Here is a 19,280-nt window from a genome sequence, read left to right on the forward strand (position 1 = left end):
TACGCATGAAGCGTTTTATCGTTGGTGTGACGTCCCTTGCCGTCACGGGACTGGCGTTGGCCGCTGGCCCAGGCGCGGTACGCAAACAGGTCGAGGCCAGCATGCTGCTCACCGGCACGATCGTCGTCGCGCCCGATGGAAGCGTGAAATCTTACGAGCTGGATAAGGCGGAAAAAATTCCCGCCAATATCACCGCTCTCGTGAGCAACGCGACGCAGCAATGGCACTTCGATCCGGTCATGCGTGACGGTCAGGCGGTCACGGCGAAAGCCCGCATGTCGCTGCGCGTCGTCGCAAAACATGAAACGCCCGATAGCAGCGATTACACGGCGCGCATCTCGGGCGCCACCTTCGGTGACTACGACGCCGCGTCGACGGACCAGATCACCTATATCGAACGCAATCCGCCCGCTTATCCCCAGATCGCAGCGCGCGGTCACGTGGGAGGAACGGTCTACGTCCTGCTGCGCATCGGGCGCGACGGCAAGGTGGTCGATGCCGAGGCGGAACAGGTCAACCTCAATGTCGTTTCCAGCGACGCTGACATGAAGGCCTGGCGGAAAGTGCTGGCGAGCCCCTCCGTGACCGCCGCCAGGCACTGGACGTTCCACATTCCGACCACGGGGCTGCATGCCAACGATCCCTATTACGTGACGCGCGTGCCCATCGTGTACCGAACCGAACGCACGAGCCCCGACGCCGAATACGCCACGTGGCAGGCCTATGTACCGGGCCCGAAAGACCGCGTCTCGTGGGCCGATGACGACCGCGCGGCCGGTGGCGGCACCGACGCCCTGCCCGACGGTCAGATCCAGCTCGTCGGTACGGGTCTGAAGCTGACGACGCCCGTGTCGAAGGGCTAGCGCGCGGGCTGGGTCGACGCTTCTCCCGCCATCAAGCCAGCGCGGCGACGATCGCGCGCACGGTCTCGACGTCCGTGCGCGTTTCACCCGCGCCCATGCCGAGTGGATCGACCGGCAGTTGCATGCCCGACGGAAGCCGCCGCTTGGCTGAGGCGTGAAACTCCCGCGCACGCGTGGTCGCACGCAGTGCCGCGGCGTTGCCTGGCTCGACACCGGCGCCCGGCATGACGACGATACGGCCGCCTGCCTGGGCGACGAGCCTCGCCAGCGATGCCGCTCCGGCCACGGCACTCGGCATGCCCCCCGAGGTCAGTACCCGCTCGAAGCCAAGGTCGATCAGGACTTCCAGCGCCGCGCTGCGATCGGCCACCAGATCGAACGCACGATGGAAGGTCACACCCATCGTTCCCGCGGCGCGGATAAACATCCCACACGCCTCGGTGTCGATCTCGCCGTCGGCGGTCAGCGCGCCGACGACGACGCCATCGCAACCCAGATCGCGACAGTGCTCGATGTCGTCGAGCATCGCTTCGATCTCGACGTTTTCATAGAGAAAGTCGCCCCCGCGAGGACGAATAAGGACATACAGCGGAATCGTCAGGCCTTCGCGAGCGAGGGTGATCGTCCCGTGCGAGGGTGTGACTCCACCCTCGTCGAGGCTGGCGCACAGTTCGACACGACCTGCCCCGCCTTCCTGCGCGGCGAACGCCGAGGCCACGGAGTTGGCCGCGACTTCCAGCAAGGCCATGATCAGTAGGTGCTCTTGCCGGGGATCAGCGCATCCTGCTTTGTCGCATCGCACACGGCGTACGAAAAACCTTTCTGGATCGACCACGCACCGACATTGCCTTTCTTGTCCAGGGCAAGAAAGCCGACCTGGAGATCTTTCGCTTCCGGCTTGCGCCTGAGAATACGTTCGACCGCTTCGCGGCAGGCATCTTCCGGCGAACGTCCCTGCCGCATCAACTCGACGACGAGGAAGCTGCCGACATTGCGAATCACTTCCTCACCGACGCCGGTCGATGTGGCGCCGCCGACCTCGTTGTCGACATAGAGTCCCGCGCCGATGATCGGACTGTCGCCGACACGACCATGGAGTTTCCAGGCCATGCCGCTCGTGGTGCACGCACCGGACAGGTTGCCCTTCGCGTCGATGGCGAGCATGCCGATCGTGTCATGGTTGCTCGCGTCGCCCGGTGTACCACCCGGACCGGCGTTGTAGCTCCTGACTTCGCTGTTGGCGACCGGCTTGTATTTCGCGGATTTCAGCCACTCGTGCCAGGCCTTGTCCGATTCCGGGGTCAGCAGCTCCTCGCGCGGAAAACCCTGCTCGAGGGCGAACTGCAACGCGCCATCGCCGACCAGCAATACGTGCGGCGTCCGCTCCATGACCCGTCGCGCGACCGATATCGGGTGCGCAATGTGCTCGATGGCCGCGACCGCGCCACAGTTACCCTTCTCGTCCATGATGCTGGCATCGAGCGTGACCTTACCATCGCGATCCGGGTAACCGGCACGACCGACGCTGTGGTTGCGCATATCGGCTTCGGGCACGCGTGCCCCCGCCTCCACCGCATCCAGCGCCCGGCCACCACCGGCCAGCACCTTCCACGCCGCCTGATTGGCAGCCACGCCGAAGTCCCAGGTGGAACACACGCGAGGCAGCACGCCGCCGCCCGTCACCGACGGCGCTTTGGCGTCCGCCGCCAACCCTCTGGCGGTCAACGCCACACCGGAGGCGACCGTCGCCCCCTGAAGAAATCGCCTGCGATCCATGAAACCCCTCAGTCTTCAGCCACGCGTTTTTCGCGCCTCGTCCGATGTTCGCATGGGGCGACGCCATCCTGCCAGCCAGCCGGATGCGGCCCCGGGCCGCAGAGAGCGTCGCGGTATTCCGCCGTGGCCAACCGCCGCCAGGCGGCGTGCCGCGACAGGGTCGCGCCGAGCACACCCATCGCCGCCAGCATGACAAGGACGAAGACGAGTATCGAACCGCGGCAGGCACTCATTGCTTAGCCACCACGCGAGAGAAGCGCGTGCCATCGGCGAACCGGATCGATACCTCGAGCAGCCGCGCCGCGTTCCCATGCCACTGCAGGAAGCGAACGCGTCGCACCCGACCGCTCTCATCGGGTACGTCCGCGAGCACATCGAGACCGACGATGTCATCGACCAACGCATCGCAGGCTTCGACACACCGTCGCAGGCCCTTGCCGACGAGCCAGTCGGCCGCATCGGTGTGCACGACGTAGGAACGGTAAGGTCTGCCCGCCGGAATGAGCGGGCAATCTCGCGCATCGGTACACACGCCCCAGGCCTTCGACTCGGCAAGGTCGTGCGCGAAGACGGCCAATGCCTGGCGCGCCGCATCGCCCCGCTCCATCGAGCGAAGATGCCGACGCGACGCCACACCGGCCGATCCGAGTGAGACCGCCACCACACCCGCGACGATACCGGCGACCGCCAGAGAGCAGAGAAGCTCCACGACACTGGAACCACGATGCTTCATGGCTTGAACGACATCGCGACGAGAGGGCGGCCGTCCCATGAGATGCGCACGACGCACACCGATCGATCCGTGCAATGCAGCGTGTGCCGCGCAGCCGGGCCCAGTTGCTCGTGCAACGTCCGGTCGAACCGGTCCAGATCGTCCATGGCAAGTTCCGCCGGCGCACAGCCGTTCCCGCAGCCAGGCGAGCGACGAGCGGTTACGCCGTGGTAGTGGCCTGACCCCACTCCGGCGGGGTTCGAATGCATGCGCTCGCGCAAGTCAGCAATCGCCGACACCGCCGCCATGAGCCGTGATGCCTTCGCGTCAGCTTCGATGGAGGTGCTGAACCACGTGCCTGTCGCCGCACTGCCGATGGCGAACACGGCCAACGCAACGAGCGATTCGATGAGCGATGCACCACGGCAGGAATCTTTCATGCCGATAGATTGCGACCACTATCGCCGCGTCGATGCGCGCTTCCACAATCCGCGGGAGTCAGTCGTCTCCCATACGTCGCACGCGATGTGCCCGCGCTGTCGTGCATGCGCGATGCCTTCGCGCGGAAGGTACACGCCTTGGGGCCTCGGGGAGCGGCTCTGCCGCTCCGTAAAGCCGACCGACCTGTCGAAAAAAAACCCCGCGCCAGGGCGCGGGGTTTTCAAGACACCAGACCGTGACAATCAAGCCGCGATTTCGACGCCCGAAGCCTGCGCGCCCTTCGGGCCCGTGGTGACTTCGAATTTCACGCGCTGGCCTTCCTGCAGGCTGCGAAAGCCCTTGGAGTTGATAGCGGAGAAGTGGACGAATACGTCCTCCCCACCGTCCTCGGGCGCGATGAAACCGAAACCCTTGGCGTCGTTAAACCACTTGACGGTACCGAAACGCATTGCGGAGACCTCATACATGGAATTGGAAGCGCCCGGATATGGCGAGGCGTTCCCCATGGATCCCCTGATGCCTGCCCCCGCGGCGGTGGCAAGTATCATCAAGTTTCGGCGCAAAGCGCAACTGGGATTTTTTCGGGGTCAGGCCCCCGACAGCAACCGGCCGAGGATCGGCGCCACGTTGGCCGTGGCCGCCGCGAGGTGGGCGAAGATCTCCTCGATGCTGATTTCCGCCTCATCACCGGCCCCGGCTGCGAAGTTGGCCACCAGCGCCAGGCAGGCGAATTCGAGATCGAGCTCGCGTGCCAGGGCCGCCTCAGGCATACCCGTCATACCGACCAGATCGCAGCCGTCACGCTTCATACGGGCGATTTCGGCACGCGTTTCCAGACGCGGCCCCTGGGTCACCCCGTGGCAGCCACCGTCGATGATCGCCAGGCCCTCGGCACGCGCCGCCGACAGGATCGCCTGGCGCAGGCTCTCCGTATAAGGCGCGCTGAAGTCGATATGGCGGACTTCGGCTCCGTCCACATCATTGAAACTGGTGTACCGACCGTGCGTGTAGTCGATGATCTGATCGGGCACGACCAGCGCACGCGGGCCCATGTCGTCGCGGATGCCGCCGACCGCATTCACCGCGACCACCCGGCGAGCGCCCAGCGCATGCAGTGCCCAGAGATTGGCGCGGTAATTCACCCGGTGCGGCGGCACCGTGTGGCTTTCGCCATGCCGTGCAAGGAAGGCCAGACGCTTCCCGCGGAAATCGCCGGTGACGACATCGCCGGAGGCGGGCCCGAAGGGCGTCTCCACGCTGTGACGCTGCGTGTTCTCGAGGCCTTCGAACTGGTACAGGCCGCTGCCGCCGATGACGGCGAGATCGATGGTCATCGGGTCAGTCCTTCAACGCGTGGATGGCCGGCAGGTTGCGGGCCTGCTCGTGATAATCCATGCCGTAACCAAAGACGTAACGGTCCGGCAGGTCGACACCGTTGAAGTCGGCTTCGATCCCGTGCGCGCGACGGTCGTGCTGTTTGGTGCAGAGCACGGCGAGCAGGACCTTCTTCGCGCCCATCGCGAGGCAGGCGTCGCGGACCGCCTTGAGGGTGTGGCCTTCGTCGAGGATATCGTCGACGAGGACCACCGTGCGGTCACGCAGCGGGACTTCCGGACGGCGCAGCCAGTGCAGATCGCTGCCGCTGGTCTCGCCGCGATAGCGGGTGGCATGCACGTAGTCGAATTCGAGGTCGGTGCGGATCGCCAGGGCGAGCTGGCCGGCGAACACCAGCGCGCCGTGCATCACGGTGAGGAAGACCGGCACTTCACCGTCGAGGGCGGTATCGATCTCGCGGCCCAGGCGGGCGATTTCAGTGTCGAGCTGCTCGCGGGTGAACAGGATATCGGAGTGCGCGAGCGCGTATTCGAGCGAAGCTTGGGCGGTCATGGTGGAATCAGGGCTCCAGGGCGGTCACGCGCGCGATGAATCGTTCGCGCTGGGGATTGTCGACGAGGCCTTCCCAGGTCGAGCCGATCGCGCCGCGCAGCGGAGCGATACGCTCGACCGGCGACGGACGGCGGCCCTTGACCGCCGCGATCGCCTCGGGAACGACGTCGGGAAAACAGGCGAGCACGAGATCGCAGCCCGCATCGAGGTTGGCGCTGACGCGTGCGGCGACACCGCCGACGCTGCCGGCCGCGGCCATGCTGATGTCGTCGCCGATCACGCAACCGCGGAAGCCGAGCTCGCCGCGCAGGATCTCGTCGATCCACACATGCGAGTAGCCGGCCGGCTGGTCGTCCACGGCCGTATAGACGACATGCGCGGCCATGACGGCCTCGGCACGTGCCTCGATGCCCGCGACGAAGGGCAGCAGGTCGGTGCTGAGGATCTCGTGCTTGCTGCGCGGATCGATCGCGGACGACAGGTGCGTGTCTTCCGCGACCGAGCCATGTCCGGGGAAATGCTTGAGTACGGCGGCCATGCCGCCGAGGTGCATGCCACGCACGTAGGCCTGGACAAGATCGGCCGCAACGACGGGGTCGGAATGCAGGGCGCGATTGCCGATAGCCGCGCTGCCGCGATCGAGATCGGCAACCGGTGCGAAGCTGAAATCCACGCCGATGGCGCGCATTTCGCTGGCCATGATCCAGGCGTGTTCTTCCGCACGATCGATCGCCGCACCCGGATCGGTGTCGTACAACCGGCCGATGGCAGCCAGCGGCGGCAGACGTGTGAAGCCCTCACGGAACCGCTGAACGCGGCCGCCCTCCTGATCCACGCAGACCAGGACGTCCTCACCCGCCACATCACGAATGCTCTCGATGAGCGCGCTGACCTGCTCCCGCGATACGAAGTTGCGTAAGAAGAGAATGACCCCGGACACGCCGGGCGCCGTGAGCAAGGCATGCTCGTGCGCCTCGAGCTGCGTGCCGGCCAGGCCGACGATCAACATGCTGCGTCCTCCTTCCCTTCCCGTTCCGCGGCCGACCATGCCTTGAAAGGATGGTCGATCAGGTTGACGTTGTAATAGCGGACCGCGTGGCTGACTTCGGCACCCAGCCAGTCGGGTGTCGGGTAAGCGGCGTCCGCCGATGGCAGTTCCACCTCGGCGACGATCAGCCCGGCGTTATCGCCCAGGAATTCGTCGATCTCGAAGTGTGCGCCGTCGAGCATGACATGGTGACGAATCTTTTCCACCCGCCCGTCGGCAAGGTCGTCCAGCATCTGGCGGGCATCGGCGAGGGGCACGGCGTACTCGTATTCCTGACGCTCGATGCCGAGCGTGGCCGACTTGATGTTGAGCCACGCCTGCTCGCCGGAGACCCGAAGCCGGACCGACGATTTCGCCTGGCCCGAGGCCACGGCGGCACCGCTGACCAGATACCCCTGCGCCATGCGCTCGCTGCGCTCGACCAGCGGGCGCCAGCCGTCGCCGGCGAGGAGGAATTTGCGTTCGATCTCGATACCCATGGGTCTCCGGTACTCAGCGGCGCTCGAACAGCGCGATGGATTCGACGTGCGCCGTGTGCGGGAACATGTCCATCACGCCCGCCGACACGAGGCGGAAGCCCTTGCCGACGAGAATGCCCGCGTCACGCGCCAGCGAGGCCGGGTGACACGACACGTAGACCACGCGGTCGGTGCCCTTGCGTGGGAGGTACTCGAGCACCTTGTCCGCGCCGGCACGCGGCGGGTCCAGCAACAGCTTGTCCCAGCGCTGGGTGGCCCACGGCTCGTTGCGCTGGTCGTCGAACAGATTGCCGACACGGAACGATGCGTTGGAAAGGCCGTTGCGCGCGGCGTTGGCGGCGGCGCGCTCGACCAGCCCATGCTCCCCTTCCACGCCGACCACCTCGCCCGCATGGCGCGCGATGGGCAAGGTGAAGTTGCCGAGGCCGCAGAAGAGGTCCAGCACACGGTCCGTGGGTCTGAGGTCCAGCAGCTCCAGCGAGCGCGCGAGCATGCGCTGGTTCATCCCCGCGTTGACCTGGACGAAATCCAGCGGCTGGAACTCCAGCTCGACGTCGTCGGCCGGCACCCCGAACGCGAGCCGCGGCGACTCCGGCCAGATCGGATGGACGCTGCTGTGATTGCCGGGCTGAAGATAAATCGCGAAGCCATGCGCCTTGCCGAAGGCGATGAGCGCATCGCGGTCCGCGTCGCTCAACGCCGACATGTGCCGGAACACCAGGGCGATCATGTCGTCGCCCGCGGCGAACTCGATCTGCGGGATGTCCCGCGCCGCGGCCAGACCGCCGACCAGCTCGGCGAGCAACCCGACCTTCGGCCCCAGGGCAGGATGAAGCACCTCGCAGTGCTCGATCTCAGCGACGAAGCGCGGATTGGCCTCATCGCGGAAGCCGACCAGCACGCGCTCCTTCTTGGCCACGTAACGCACCGAGAACCGCCCCTTGCGGCGGTAGCCCCATGGCTGGTCCGTCAACGGGGGCAGCCACGACCCGGGCGTGACCTTGCCGATACGTTCGAAGTTGTCGGCCAGCACCTGCTGCTTCGCGGCGATCTGCGCGGCGGAATCCATATGCTGCAATGAGCAGCCGCTGCACTGACTGAAGTGCCGGCACTTCGGCTCGACGCGATCGGGCGAGGCATCGAGCACGCTGACGATTTCGGCGTCGTCGTAATGACGATGACGCTTGTAGTACTTGAGCAGCACCCGCTCGCCCGGCAGCGCGCCGGAGACAAAGGTGGCCTTGCCGTCGATGCGGGCGACGCCCCGGCCGTCGTGGCCGAGGCCGGTGATGGTGGCTTCGAATTCGGTCATGCGCTCAAAACGTAAAGCCCGGACGACGACGGTCCGGGCTGGCTGGGAGGAAGCCCGCGCCTGCGCGGCGGGCGGCCCTGGCGGAAGCCTACTTGCGCTTCCAGGCGCCGGAGGCGTCCCGATAATACCAGCCCGGCGGCGCGCGCTGGACCCAGCCATCGGCGAACGCCTTGCGGATCTGCGGCTCCCACTCCGGATGACCGTTGGCGCGGGCCACCGCGGCATACAGCGCATCGCGGTCGTTGTTCTCCTGCCCGACGATGCCATTGGCCTGCGAACGCTGATCCAGCGGCAACGCACCGGCGTCGCGCACGGCGACCAGGCCGTCGGCGGTGAAGCCGACCGCGCCGCTGTCGAACAGGCCCTTGAGCTGCCCGCTGAAACGACTGGTCATGCGTTGACGGATGGCATCGGTCTCCGGCGTGCGCACCTGGATATCCGGCGATTCCGCCGCCTGCGCCGCCGGGATGACCAGATCGAGCAGCGACGCGGACGGCTGCTTACCGGGCACCGGCTTCGGCTTGTCCGATTCGCCGGACGGCTTGGCGACGCCGCTGTCGTCGAGGACCGTGCCGATGAACTGATCGGCCGCCTTCTGGGCGGCGGCCTCGGGGAAGTAGACATTGATGGTGACGCAGCCGACGAGGGCCACGGCGGCCGCCAGCATCACGACGATCAAAGGCTTGCGCATCGTTCCTTTCCTCCGTTTCCTAATGAATGGTCGGGCCGTCGCCCTGCGTGGCGGCTTCGAGACGACGGACCAGCGTCGGCCAGTCGACCTCGCGCTGATGCCCGACGACCGTCAGCCGCGGCAATCCGCTGCCTTCGACGATAGTGTAGCCATCCTTCGCCGCGCCCAGCCCGCCCATGGAGCAAAGGTCGCCCTTGAGCGTGCAGGACAGGCCGATACGTTTGTAGCCGAAGGTCTTGAAGATCTTCAGCACCGTGCCCTGAAGGCCGCCGGCGATGCCGCCCCCACCGACCGAGGTGAGGTTGTTCACCGCTTTCTGGCTGATCCGGCCACCGCTGTCCGCCAGCAGGTGGGCCTTGAACGCCGCAGGCTTCCAGCCGACCAGACGCAGGTCGTCGATCCCGCCGTCGAGGCGACCGGTGATGCTGCCGAAGTCGAAGACGGAGGTCATCAGCGCGAGATCGAGCTTACGCAGCGAAATGTCACCCGTGAGTATCGGCGCCGCGCTGAAGGGCTGCGCGAGGCTCATCCCGGTGATGTCGACGAAGCCGTCGAAGACGTTGAGCGAGAGACCGCCGGCCAGTTCGACACGATCGTCGACGTAACGCAGCGAGGGCACCGCACCGCCTACCGTACCCCTGAACTCGGGCCAGCCGAGCGCCCGACAGAATGCCGCCATGTCGACCTGAGTCAGTGCAAGCGAGGTCTGCAGCCGGTCGCCACGCGTCGCGGCCGGCTTCCAGGCGAGGCTCTGCACGCGCAACTGACCATCGAGTACCGGAATGGCGAACGGCTTCTGCAAGGCCAGCGTGCCGCCCGTACTGCGCAGGGTGGCGTCCGCGGCACCGTTGGGGATGCGCTGCACCTGAAGCGCCCGCCAGCCGAGTTTCGTCGCGGGACGATCGTCCGTCACGTTCCAGTCGATCGCTCCGTGCAGGCCCTGCACGCCGAATTGGCCATCGCCGCGGGCAAGGTCGAGTCCCACCGTCTGCACGGCGAACGACTCGAGGCCCTTCGGTCCCAAGGCGAGATGGCCGGACGCGTCGCCGTCCGCGTCGAGCGACTCCACACCTATGCTGCGCAGCAGGCCCTTCCCGTAACGCGTGTAGGCGGCGGGAAACCGAGCGTTGAAGCGATCCAGCCGGAGGACGGAAAGATCGCCGGTAGCGGCGAAGTCCACCTCGCCCTCCAGCTGCAACGCGTCCGGATCGGTCAGCCGCAGCTTCCGCACGGCCAGCGCGCCCTTCTGTGACCGCGCTGAAAGCGACAGTTGCACGGCGTGCCCCGGGAGATCCGCGTACAACGGTCCCAGCAGCAGAGCGCCGCCGCGCAACGCCGCATCGAGGTCGATCACGGTAGCGTCCGCCTGATTGTCGAGGCCGAGGCGGCCGCTGCCGGACAGCTTTTCTCCCGCCAGCTTGCCTCCCGGGCTGTCGAAGCCGACGCCGTCGAGGGCGAACTGCCCCCCCGCCTGCAATCCGCCGTCGAGCACATCGAGCGCAAGATCCGCATTGACGCGGCCCGTGGTCGTACGTCCCGACCACACGGTCGAGAGAAGCCCTTGAAGCCAGCCGGCCGGCAGATTCTTGAGCGTTATCTGAGCATGGCTGGTCTGGTCCATCGGCAACGCGACCTGGGCCAGCGAGCTGTCCTGGCGGATCGATACCTCGAGCGTGTTCGCCGATTCATCGGCGGCCATGTGCACGGTCGCCCGCGTCCATGCGCCTCCCGGCGCGCCACGCAGGCGAAGGTCACCGTCGAAGTTCCATCGACCCAGTTCGTCGCGGTCGAGCCTGCCGGCAAGGTCCAGGCCGATCTTGCGCCAGCCCATGGCGGCGATGTCCGCCCTCTGGGCCGTCAGCGCGAGTGTCACGCCCGTGCCCCCGGAGACCGGCGCAATGTCGGCTTCCACGCCCGTCATGCTCAGGCCGGGCACCGCAACGCTGTCGGCGCCCACGGAAAGGCCCGCCCGCGCGCCGTCGGCCCAGGTCAGCGCGATCCAGGCGGCGAGAAAAAGGGCGAACGTGCGGGTTGATACCGGAAGCATGCTCCGCCATTCTGCCAAATCAAGATGAACAACACGGAACGTTGCATGGTCGAGTACGGCACGCCCCCTTCTTTTGCTTCCCCCGGACGCGCGATTCTCGTCGCCGATGACGACGCGCCGACCCGGCAGTTCCTGGATCTGGCGCTCCGTTCGCTGGGCTATCAGCCGACGCTGGCCGACGATGGAGAGCGCGCGGTTTCACTGGGTCGGACGCAGTCGTTCGCGGCCATGCTGCTCGATTGCCGCATGCCCGGGGGCGGCGCTCTGACCGTGCTTGCCGCGCTCCGTGGCGATGCGTCAGCCCTGTCGCGCGGCGCCGTGGCGCTGGCGACCAGCGCGGAGGTGCCTGCGGAGCTTCGCGACCGCCTGCTCGGCGCAGGCTTCGCCGGCGTCATCGAAAAGCCCTGCCAGATCACCTCACTCAGGCATGCGCTCGCCGCGACCCTCGGCATCGACGAAGACCTGGGCGTACTCGACGACGAGCTGGGCCACGCGGCGAGCGGCGACGCGAGAACGCTTCTGGCGTTACGTCAGCTGCTGCGCGAGGAACTGACCGAACTCGATGCGGCCCTGGACGCACTTGCCGACCGCCCCACCGAATTGATCGAGCGCATGCACCGGCTGCGCTCCGCGTGTGGCTTTTGCGGAACGGCCCGACTCGGCGCTCAGGCCAAGGCGTTGCAAAATCATCTGCTGGAGACGCGGGCCGTTGTGCCGGCGGCGATCGACCGCTTCCGCATCGAGCTGAGAAAGGCCCTCGCCGCCCTTCCGCCGCGCCCCGCTTAGCGCAGCACGCGCCACGCTTTCAGCTCTCCCCCGCCGAGATGAAACGAGATGATCTGACGCATCATCCGGCGCAGCGAAGCGAGACCGGCCGTATCCGGAGCCTGATCGGCGGCCAGCGCGAGCAGATCGGCGCCACGAATGCCACGGGCGTCGCCCGCGCGTCCGGGCAGGACGCCCGATTCGGGATCGTAGAAATAGGTCAGCAAGGGATCGAGCGGTTCCCCGTCGATCGCGTCGATGTCGAGCGGTAACGCATAGCCCAGCGCCTCAAGCATGTCGCGCTCGAACCGGCGCAGGGTCCACGCCAGCGGCTCGCCCACCGCCATGCGCCGCAAGGTGCGTTCGTAGTGATCGAAGAGGTCGGGATTGGGATCCTGACGGCCCGTGAGGCGGACCACGAGCTCATTGAGATAGAGGCCGGCCATGCCGGCGTCGCCGGTCAGGCGCTGCGCCACGCCCGAGGGCTCGGCGGTACGCAACGTCGCGAGTTCGCCCTTCATGATCAGGTCGAACGCGAGACGCTGGAAGGGCTCGAGCTGGGCCCTCTGGAGGCGCGCCCGCTCGTTACGCACGCCGCGCGCGACCACGCCGATACGGCCGTGGTCGCGGGTCAGGCACTCGACCAGCAGTGAGGTTTCCCGGTACGGCCGGGCGTGCAGAACGAACGTGGGTTGCTGCTCGACACGCATGGCGCGGGAGACCCGTCGGGCTTATTCGTAGCCGAAACGCTTGAGCAGGTTTTCGTCGTCCGCCCAGCCCTCGCGCACCTTGACCCACAGTTTGAGGAACACCTTACGCTCGAACAGGTGCTCCATGCCCTTGCGTGCGGACGTGCCGATGGCCTTGAGCTGGGCGCCACCGTCACCGATGACAATGGCTTTCTGGCCGTCACGCTCGACCCAGATCACCGCATGGACCTCGGCGATCCCGTCGGGGCGGTCTTCGAAACGCTCGATCTCGACCGTGGTGGCGTACGGAAGCTCCTGGTCGAGACGCAGCATCAGCTGCTCACGGATCATCTCGGACGCCAGGAAGCGCTCACTGCGATCGGTGATCTCGTCTTCGCCGTACACCGCGGGCTGCTCCGGCAGACGCTTGAGGATGCCCTTCTCGAGGCCGTCCAGCCCCTTGGACTTCAGCGCGCTGACGTAATAGACGTCGTCGAACGGATGCTTCGCCATCAGATCGGCCACGAACGGCAGCATCGCCGTCTTGTCCTTCTGCAGGTCGACCTTGTTGATCGCCAGCAGCTTCGGCATGTCCTGCTGGGCAAGCGCGTCGTACATGGCGGCGTCTTCATCCGTCCAGCGACCGGCCTCGATCACCTGCACCGCGAGGTCCACTTCGGTGATCGCAGCGCGGGCGGCGCGGTTGATGCTGCGGTTCATCGCACGCTTCGCGCCACGATGGAGACCGGGCGTGTCGACGTAGAGAATCTGTCCCTCGGGCTTGGTCGAGATGCCGAGGATGCGGTGGCGGGTCGTCTGCGGACGATGGCTGACGATGCTCAGACGAACGCCGATGAGGGCGTTGAGGAGCGTGGACTTGCCGACGTTGGGTCGGCCCGACAGGGCCACATAGCCACAGCGGAAGTCGTCGTCGACGAGGGTGTCGTTCTCGGGGGTGTCGTTGTCGTTCATGTCTTTTTTTCCAGCAATCGGCGCAGCACCGCTTCCGCGGCATCCTGTTCGGCGGCCCGCCGGCTGCCACCGCGTCCCTCCACGCGGATCGGTTCCGGTTCGTCGATACAGCAGCTGACGTCGAAGATCTTGGCGTGGTCTTCGCCGGAGCTGTCGGTAAGTTCGTAAGTGGGCAGCGGCAAACCCCTGCCCTGCAGCCACTCCTGCAGGCGCGTTTTCGCGTCCTTGCTGGAGCGCTTGAGTTCTGCCACGCGGGGCGTGAAAAGCCTGCGCACGACCTGGCGGCAGGCATCGAAGCCGTCATCCATGTAGACAGCGGCGATCAGCGCCTCGAACGCGTCGGCAAGGATGGAGTCGCGACGGAAACCGCCACTCTTCAGCTCGCCCGGGCCGAGCTTGAGGACGTCGCCCAGTTCGAGTTCACGGGCGATGACGGCCAGGGCCTCGCCGTTCACGAGCTGGGCGCGCAGACGCGACAGCTCGCCCTCGCTGGCTTTCGGATGAACCTCGAAAAGCAGTTCCGCCACGATCGCGCCCAGCAGGGCGTCACCGAGGAACTCCATCCGCTCGTTGTTCGGCTTCCCGACGCTTCGGTGAGTGAGCGCCAGGGTGGCCAGGGTCGGGTTACGGAAGGAATGCGGAAACTGCACGAAGCCTCATTATTGCCCAACGGCACTCTTCAGCGGGACCGAATGGTCGAAATGCAACAGGAACGAGATGTTGTAAAGGAAAGGGATTTCCTTGTCGTAGTTCACGTTGAGCACGGCGCCGTTGTTGGCCCGGGTCACGGTCACGTCCTGCGGCTTGATCGTCGAATCGTCGACGTACTGGAAGCTCATCTTGAAAGCGAGCTGACGACGTGCCTGACCGACGTCCTCATTGCCGCCCTCGGTCGACATCTGGTTCATGGCCTTCACCACGCCCATGTACTCGATGTACGACGGAACGAGCTTCATCGCCATGAAGGCGAAAAACCCCAGCACCAGCAGAACGATGACGAAGCCGATAAGGGTAATACCCGACTGCCTGGATTTCATGCGTTGTTGTCCCCCCGTGAATACGCGCAGATTACCTTGTCCGCGGCCGTCCGCAACGCCCTCCCGCGTGACGGACGCCACTAATCCGGTCAATGGATGACCTTGCCCATCTTCGAGAAATCGAGGATGCCGTTGTCAAGACCGCGCCACGCCAGCCAGACGAAGAAGGCCTTGCCGACCAGGTTCTGTTCCGGCATGCAGCCCCACCAGCGGCTGTCGGTGCTGTTCATGCGGTTGTCGCCCATGACGATGTAGCAGCCCTTGGGTACTTCGGACGGCACCTTGTCGTTCGGGATGTCCATCGGCATGTTGTAAGCCGGGGTCAGCGCGATCGTGTGGTTGATGCTGCCCAGATGCTCGGTATACAGCTTGGAGCCGAAGGTCATCAGGAGGCGGTCTTCCGGACGGGTCATGCTGCCCTTGAACGGACCGATTTCATCGGCACCGACGCGTTCGCCATTGATGTAGAGCTCGCTGCCGCGGGTTTCGATACGGTCGCCAGGCAAGCCGATGACGCGCTTGATCCAGTTTTCGCCGGGGACCGGCTCGTGAGGATTGGCGCAGGTCACGTCGCCGCTGCGAATCGTATGGCCGCTTTCGTCCGTGCAGACGTAGCCCGGGAACCGGAACACCACGACATCGCCGCGGCGCGGTTCGCCGTTTTCGAGCAGCTTGTTGTTGAAGGCCGGCATGCGCAGGCCGTACGCGAACTTATTGACCAGGATGAAATCGCCGACGTCCAGTGTCGGCATCATCGAACCCGAGGGAATCCGGAAGGGCTCGGCGACGAACGAGCGCAGCAGCAGCACGACGAGGATGACCGGAAACAGCGAGCGCGCCCAGTCGACCGGCCACGGCTCGGGCTGCTCGGTACCCGACGCTTCGGTGCGGGCACGGCGCGACTTGGCCAGAAACAGCCAGTCGATCAGCCAGATGACGCCGAAAAGCACCGTAAGGCCGAGAAGAATCGCGGAAAAATCGAATGACGCCATGCCAACTCCGTAAGTCGTGTGGAGGGGCCCTGACGGCCCGTTCCGGCGCATCCGGCGCCGGCCTTCCATAAGTTCGAGGGGTTACGCCGTGCGGCGAGCTTACTTGTTGTCCTGCCTGAGCACGGCAAGGAAGGCTTCCTGGGGGATCTCCACGCTGCCGACCTGTTTCATGCGCTTCTTGCCTTCCTTCTGTTTCTCCAGGAGCTTCTTCTTACGCGAGACGTCGCCGCCGTAGCACTTGGCGAGAACGTTCTTGCGCAGTGCCTTCACCGTGGAGCGGGCAATGACCGCCGCGCCGATGGCGGCCTGGATAGCCACGTCGAACTGCTGGCGGGGAATGAGATCCTTCATCCGCTCGACAAGTTCCCGCCCGCGGCGGTCCGCGTGAGAACGATGAACGATCAGGCTGAGCGCGTCGACGCGATCGCCGTTGATGAGGACATCCACGCGAACGAACGGACCCGGATCGAAGCGCTCCAGGTGGTAGTCCATGGAAGCGTAGCCGCGGGACACGGACTTCAGGCGATCGAAGAAGTCGAGCACGACCTCGGCGAGCGGCAACTCGTAGGTCACCTGCACCTGGGTGGCCAGATATTGGATGGTGCGCTGTACGCCGCGCTTTTCCTCGCACAGCTTGATCACGTTCCCGACGTATTCGCCCGGGGTGAGGATGTTGGCGACGATGATCGGCTCACGGATCTCGACGATCTGCTGCGGCGGGGGCAGCTTCGCCGGGTTGTCCATGGCCAGCACGGTACCGTCGGTCTTGGCGACCTCGTACACGACGGTGGGCGCGGTGGTGATCAGGTTGAGGTCGTATTCGCGCTCGAGGCGCTCCTGCACGATCTCCATGTGGAGCATGCCGAGGAAGCCGCAGCGGAAGCCGAAGCCCATGGCCTCGGAGCTTTCCGGCTCGAAGAACATGGCGGCATCGTTGAGGCGCAGCTTGTCGAGCGCTTCGCGCAGTGCCGGATAGTCGTCGGCGGACACCGGGAACAGACCGGCGAACACGCGCGGTTGCATGGTCTGGAAACCCGGCAGCGGTGCTTCGGCAGGCTTGCCGGCAAGCGTGAGCGTGTCGCCGACCGGCGCGCCATGCACATCCTTGATGGACGCATTGATCCAGCCGACTTCGCCGGCGGAAAGCTTTTCGAGCTTTTTACGCTTCGGCGTGAACACGCCGACGTCGTCGACCAGGTGCGTGCGCCCCGTGGACATGACCAGGATCTTGTCGCCCGGCTTGATCTCGCCCTGCATGACGCGGACCAGCGAGACGACGCCGAGGTAGTTGTCGAACCAGGAGTCGATGATCAGCGCCTGGAGCTTGTCCGTATCGCCCGCCTTGGGGGCCGGAATGCGATGGATGATTGCCTCGAGCACTTCAATGACGTTCTGGCCGGTCTTGGCGCTGACAGCGATCGCGTCGCTGGCGTCGATACCGATGACGGCCTCGATCTCGGCCTTGGCCTTCTCCGGGTCCGCCGTCGGCAGGTCGATCTTGTTGAGCACCGGAATGACTTCCAGGCCCTGCTCGATGGCCGTGTAGCAGTTGGCGACCGACTGTGCCTCGACGCCCTGGGCGGCATCCACCACCAGCAGCGCGCCCTCGCACGCCGACAACGAACGGCTGACTTCGTAGGAGAAGTCCACGTGGCCCGGGGTATCGATGAAATTCAGCTGGTAGGTCTTGCCGTCCCGCGCCTTGTACGGCAGCGAAACGGACTGGGCCTTGATCGTGATGCCGCGCTCGCGCTCGATCGGGTTGTTGTCGAGGACCTGCGCTTCCATTTCGCGCTCGGACAAGCCGCCGCACAACTGGATGATGCGGTCGGCCAGCGTCGACTTGCCGTGGTCGATGTGGGCAATGATGGAGAAGTTGCGGATGAGTTCCATGGAGCGCCGTGGTCACGTTCACCATCGCTCGCGGCGCGAACGACGTGCAGCGGCCGTGAGGGCCGCTGCGAATCCGGCATTATCGCATGGAAGGCCACCCGCCGCCGACCGGCGAGTGGCCCACGGCCGCATCAGCGGTCGCTGGGGATGGTAACGCCGACAAACCGGGTGGCATCGTCGCGGCGAACGAGCAACATGGCGGTATCACCGGGCTTGATGTCCTTGCTCGCGTCACGGAAGGCCGCCGAGGAGCCCACCCGCTTCTGGTTGACCATCAGCACCACGTCGCCCGGCTGCAGACCGGCGCCCGCGGCGGCCCGGCCGGTCACCTTACTGACCACGACACCTTCGCCGGGCTTGAGCCCGAGCTCGGAGCGCGTGGACGCATCGATGTCCTGAACGGACAGACCCAGAGCCGCCGAGCTGCCCGACCCACCGCCGGCGGCCGCACCGGCTTCGGCCAGCGCGTTCTTGTCCCGGGGCAACTCACCGACCTTGACGTCGAGTGTCTGCTTCTTGTGGTCACGGAGGATCTCGACCTTCGCCGTCGACCCCGGACGCGTGATGCCGACCAGCGGCGGGAGGTCGGGCGACTGGGTGATCGGCGTCCCGTTGAACGACAGGATGACGTCGCCCTGGCGGATGCCGGCCTTGTCGGCACCGCTCCCCGGCGTGACCTGGGCGACCAGCGCCCCGTTGGCATCCGGGAGGTCGAGGTTCTTCACGAACTGGTCGACCGGCTGCACCGTCACACCCAGCATGCCGCGCGATACATAGCCCTTTTCCTTGATCTGCTGGACGACGTTCATGGCGACGTCGATGGGAATCGAGAACGACAGGCCCTGATAGCCGCCCGAGGTGGAGTAGATCTGCGAATTCACGCCGATCACCTGGCCCTGGAGGTTGAACAGCGGGCCGCCGGAATTGCCCCGATTGATCGGCACGTCCGTCTGGATAAAGGACGTATAGGGCTGGTCGCCGCTGCCGAGGTTGCGCCCGACCGCGCTGATGATGCCGTGGGTGACCGTCGCGTCGAGCCCGAAGGGCGAGCCGATGGCCAGCGCCCACTGGCCGCGCCTGACGCTGCGCGAGTCGCCGATGGATACCGTCGGCAACGAGCTGCCGTCGATCTTGAGCAGCGCGATGTCGTACTGAGGGTCCTTGCCGACCACCCTGGCCGTAAACGTGCGTCGGTCCTGCAGCCGGATCTTGACCTCGTCGGCCTCGTCGACCACGTGGTCGTTGGTCAGTACATAACCATCGGCGGAAATGATGAATCCCGAGCCCAGCGACGTCTGGTCGCGCGGCGGGGCCGGCATGCCCGGCATACCCGGCATACCGAAGAAGCGCCGGAGAAGCTCCTGCTGGTCGTCCTGCGCGCCGCCGTCCGGCGCCGCTCTGCCCTTCTTGTTCCCGCTGGTCTTCGCTTCGACGTGGACGACCGCCGGCGCGTTCTTTTCCACGATTCCCGTGAAGTCCGGCAGCGCCTGCGCCTGTGCGCCCGCACTTGCGACAACCAGTGCGCCAGTCATCAGGGCGCGCACATGCCAGAAAGCCATCAAAATTCTCCTTTTTTTAGCTACGGCTGCCCGTACGGTATTCGCCGCACGGGGTTGGAATGATGGGGATGGGGATATGGCGCTGGGGAGCCTGTCGCCAACAGGGTTGGCTTCCAC

Annotated in this window: 22 protein-coding genes; 2 read left to right on the forward strand and 20 right to left on the reverse strand. The window is 65.9% G+C overall.

Annotation, left to right across the window (positions count from 1 at the left end):
* The first annotated feature begins 5 nt into the window (after positions 1–5).
* On the forward strand, positions 6–863 hold the full coding sequence (locus J2X57_RS02955; RefSeq protein ID WP_309863594.1) for an energy transducer TonB: 858 nt from the start codon (positions 6–8) through the stop codon (positions 861–863).
* 31 nt (positions 864–894) lie between these two features.
* On the opposite strand, the gene J2X57_RS02960 is transcribed toward J2X57_RS02955, so the two are convergent.
* The 13 genes from J2X57_RS02960 to J2X57_RS03020 all read right to left on the reverse strand — a co-directional run bounded on the left by J2X57_RS02960 (position 895) and on the right by J2X57_RS03020 (position 11,256).
* Complete coding sequence (locus J2X57_RS02960; protein WP_036113751.1) at positions 895–1,611, reverse strand: copper homeostasis protein CutC; 717 nt, start codon at positions 1,609–1,611, stop codon at positions 895–897.
* Positions 1,612–1,613: 2 nt separating this feature from the next.
* On the reverse strand, positions 1,614–2,639 hold the full coding sequence (locus tag J2X57_RS02965; protein ID WP_043693570.1) for a N(4)-(beta-N-acetylglucosaminyl)-L-asparaginase: 1,026 nt from the start codon (positions 2,637–2,639) through the stop codon (positions 1,614–1,616).
* 8 nt (positions 2,640–2,647) lie between these two features.
* Positions 2,648–2,872 carry a hypothetical protein gene (locus tag J2X57_RS02970; RefSeq protein ID WP_309863600.1) on the reverse strand — a complete coding sequence of 75 codons (225 nt, stop codon included), beginning with the start codon at positions 2,870–2,872 and terminating at the stop codon, positions 2,648–2,650.
* Positions 2,869–3,372, reverse strand: coding sequence for a hypothetical protein (locus J2X57_RS02975; RefSeq protein WP_309863603.1), 504 nt, complete (start codon positions 3,370–3,372; stop codon positions 2,869–2,871). The genes J2X57_RS02970 and J2X57_RS02975 overlap by 4 nt, the downstream gene beginning before the upstream one ends.
* Entirely contained in the window at positions 3,369–3,791 is a 423-nt protein-coding gene (locus J2X57_RS02980; RefSeq protein ID WP_309863606.1) for a type II secretion system protein, read from the reverse strand. Before J2X57_RS02980 ends, J2X57_RS02975 begins: the two co-directional genes overlap by 4 nt.
* Before the next feature lie 243 nt (positions 3,792–4,034).
* Complete coding sequence (locus J2X57_RS02985; protein ID WP_036117760.1) at positions 4,035–4,241, reverse strand: cold-shock protein; 207 nt, start codon at positions 4,239–4,241, stop codon at positions 4,035–4,037.
* A gap of 138 nt (positions 4,242–4,379) precedes the next feature.
* Positions 4,380–5,126, reverse strand: a complete 747-nt coding sequence (locus tag J2X57_RS02990) for an S-methyl-5'-thioinosine phosphorylase (protein WP_043693563.1) — start codon at positions 5,124–5,126, stop codon at positions 4,380–4,382.
* Between the two features lie 4 nt (positions 5,127–5,130).
* Positions 5,131–5,679: a hypoxanthine-guanine phosphoribosyltransferase gene (locus J2X57_RS02995; protein WP_036113767.1), complete on the reverse strand. Its 549-nt coding sequence runs from the start codon at positions 5,677–5,679 to the stop codon at positions 5,131–5,133.
* Positions 5,680–5,686: 7 nt separating this feature from the next.
* The gene (nagZ, locus tag J2X57_RS03000; RefSeq protein ID WP_309863625.1) at positions 5,687–6,688 is read right to left on the reverse strand and encodes a beta-N-acetylhexosaminidase; all 1,002 of its coding nucleotides are present in this window, start codon (positions 6,686–6,688) and stop codon (positions 5,687–5,689) included.
* Positions 6,682–7,206 carry a CYTH domain-containing protein gene (locus J2X57_RS03005; RefSeq protein WP_043693558.1) on the reverse strand — a complete coding sequence of 175 codons (525 nt, stop codon included), beginning with the start codon at positions 7,204–7,206 and terminating at the stop codon, positions 6,682–6,684. Before J2X57_RS03005 ends, nagZ begins: the two co-directional genes overlap by 7 nt.
* A 13-nt stretch (positions 7,207–7,219) precedes the next feature.
* Positions 7,220–8,518: a 23S rRNA (uracil(1939)-C(5))-methyltransferase RlmD gene (gene rlmD / locus J2X57_RS03010; RefSeq protein ID WP_308847234.1), complete on the reverse strand. Its 1,299-nt coding sequence runs from the start codon at positions 8,516–8,518 to the stop codon at positions 7,220–7,222.
* Between the two features lie 88 nt (positions 8,519–8,606).
* Positions 8,607–9,209: a YdbL family protein gene (locus J2X57_RS03015; RefSeq protein WP_079521431.1), complete on the reverse strand. Its 603-nt coding sequence runs from the start codon at positions 9,207–9,209 to the stop codon at positions 8,607–8,609.
* Between the two features lie 19 nt (positions 9,210–9,228).
* A complete protein-coding gene (locus tag J2X57_RS03020) occupies positions 9,229–11,256 on the reverse strand; it encodes a hypothetical protein (protein ID WP_309863632.1) in 2,028 nt (675 codons plus the stop codon).
* A gap of 45 nt (positions 11,257–11,301) precedes the next feature.
* On the opposite strand from J2X57_RS03020, the gene J2X57_RS03025 reads away from it, so the two are divergent.
* Complete coding sequence (locus tag J2X57_RS03025; protein WP_309863635.1) at positions 11,302–12,042, forward strand: response regulator; 741 nt, start codon at positions 11,302–11,304, stop codon at positions 12,040–12,042.
* Here J2X57_RS03025 and recO read toward each other — a convergent pair.
* The 7 genes from recO to J2X57_RS03060 all read right to left on the reverse strand — a co-directional run bounded on the left by recO (position 12,039) and on the right by J2X57_RS03060 (position 19,163).
* The gene (recO, locus tag J2X57_RS03030) at positions 12,039–12,731 is read right to left on the reverse strand and encodes a DNA repair protein RecO (RefSeq protein ID WP_308847237.1); all 693 of its coding nucleotides are present in this window, start codon (positions 12,729–12,731) and stop codon (positions 12,039–12,041) included. The two genes, J2X57_RS03025 and recO, sit on opposite strands and share 4 nt — an antisense overlap.
* A 21-nt stretch (positions 12,732–12,752) precedes the next feature.
* On the reverse strand, positions 12,753–13,682 hold the full coding sequence (gene era, locus J2X57_RS03035; protein ID WP_036113787.1) for a GTPase Era: 930 nt from the start codon (positions 13,680–13,682) through the stop codon (positions 12,753–12,755).
* Positions 13,679–14,332: a ribonuclease III gene (gene rnc, locus J2X57_RS03040; protein WP_036113792.1), complete on the reverse strand. Its 654-nt coding sequence runs from the start codon at positions 14,330–14,332 to the stop codon at positions 13,679–13,681. The genes era and rnc overlap by 4 nt, the downstream gene beginning before the upstream one ends.
* A gap of 9 nt (positions 14,333–14,341) precedes the next feature.
* Positions 14,342–14,719 (reverse strand): DUF4845 domain-containing protein, encoded by a 378-nt coding sequence (locus J2X57_RS03045; protein ID WP_036113794.1) that lies wholly within the window; start codon positions 14,717–14,719, stop codon positions 14,342–14,344.
* An 89-nt stretch (positions 14,720–14,808) separates the two neighbouring features.
* The gene (gene lepB / locus J2X57_RS03050) at positions 14,809–15,711 is read right to left on the reverse strand and encodes a signal peptidase I (RefSeq protein ID WP_036113797.1); all 903 of its coding nucleotides are present in this window, start codon (positions 15,709–15,711) and stop codon (positions 14,809–14,811) included.
* A 99-nt stretch (positions 15,712–15,810) separates the two neighbouring features.
* Positions 15,811–17,604, reverse strand: coding sequence for a translation elongation factor 4 (lepA, locus tag J2X57_RS03055; RefSeq protein WP_036113799.1), 1,794 nt, complete (start codon positions 17,602–17,604; stop codon positions 15,811–15,813).
* Between the two features lie 131 nt (positions 17,605–17,735).
* A complete protein-coding gene (locus J2X57_RS03060; RefSeq protein WP_043693542.1) occupies positions 17,736–19,163 on the reverse strand; it encodes a Do family serine endopeptidase in 1,428 nt (475 codons plus the stop codon).
* Positions 19,164–19,280 lie beyond the last annotated feature (117 nt).

It is taken from the genome of Luteibacter sp. 1214 (assembly GCF_031455395.1).
GTDB classification, from domain to species: domain Bacteria; phylum Pseudomonadota; class Gammaproteobacteria; order Xanthomonadales; family Rhodanobacteraceae; genus Luteibacter; species Luteibacter mycovicinus.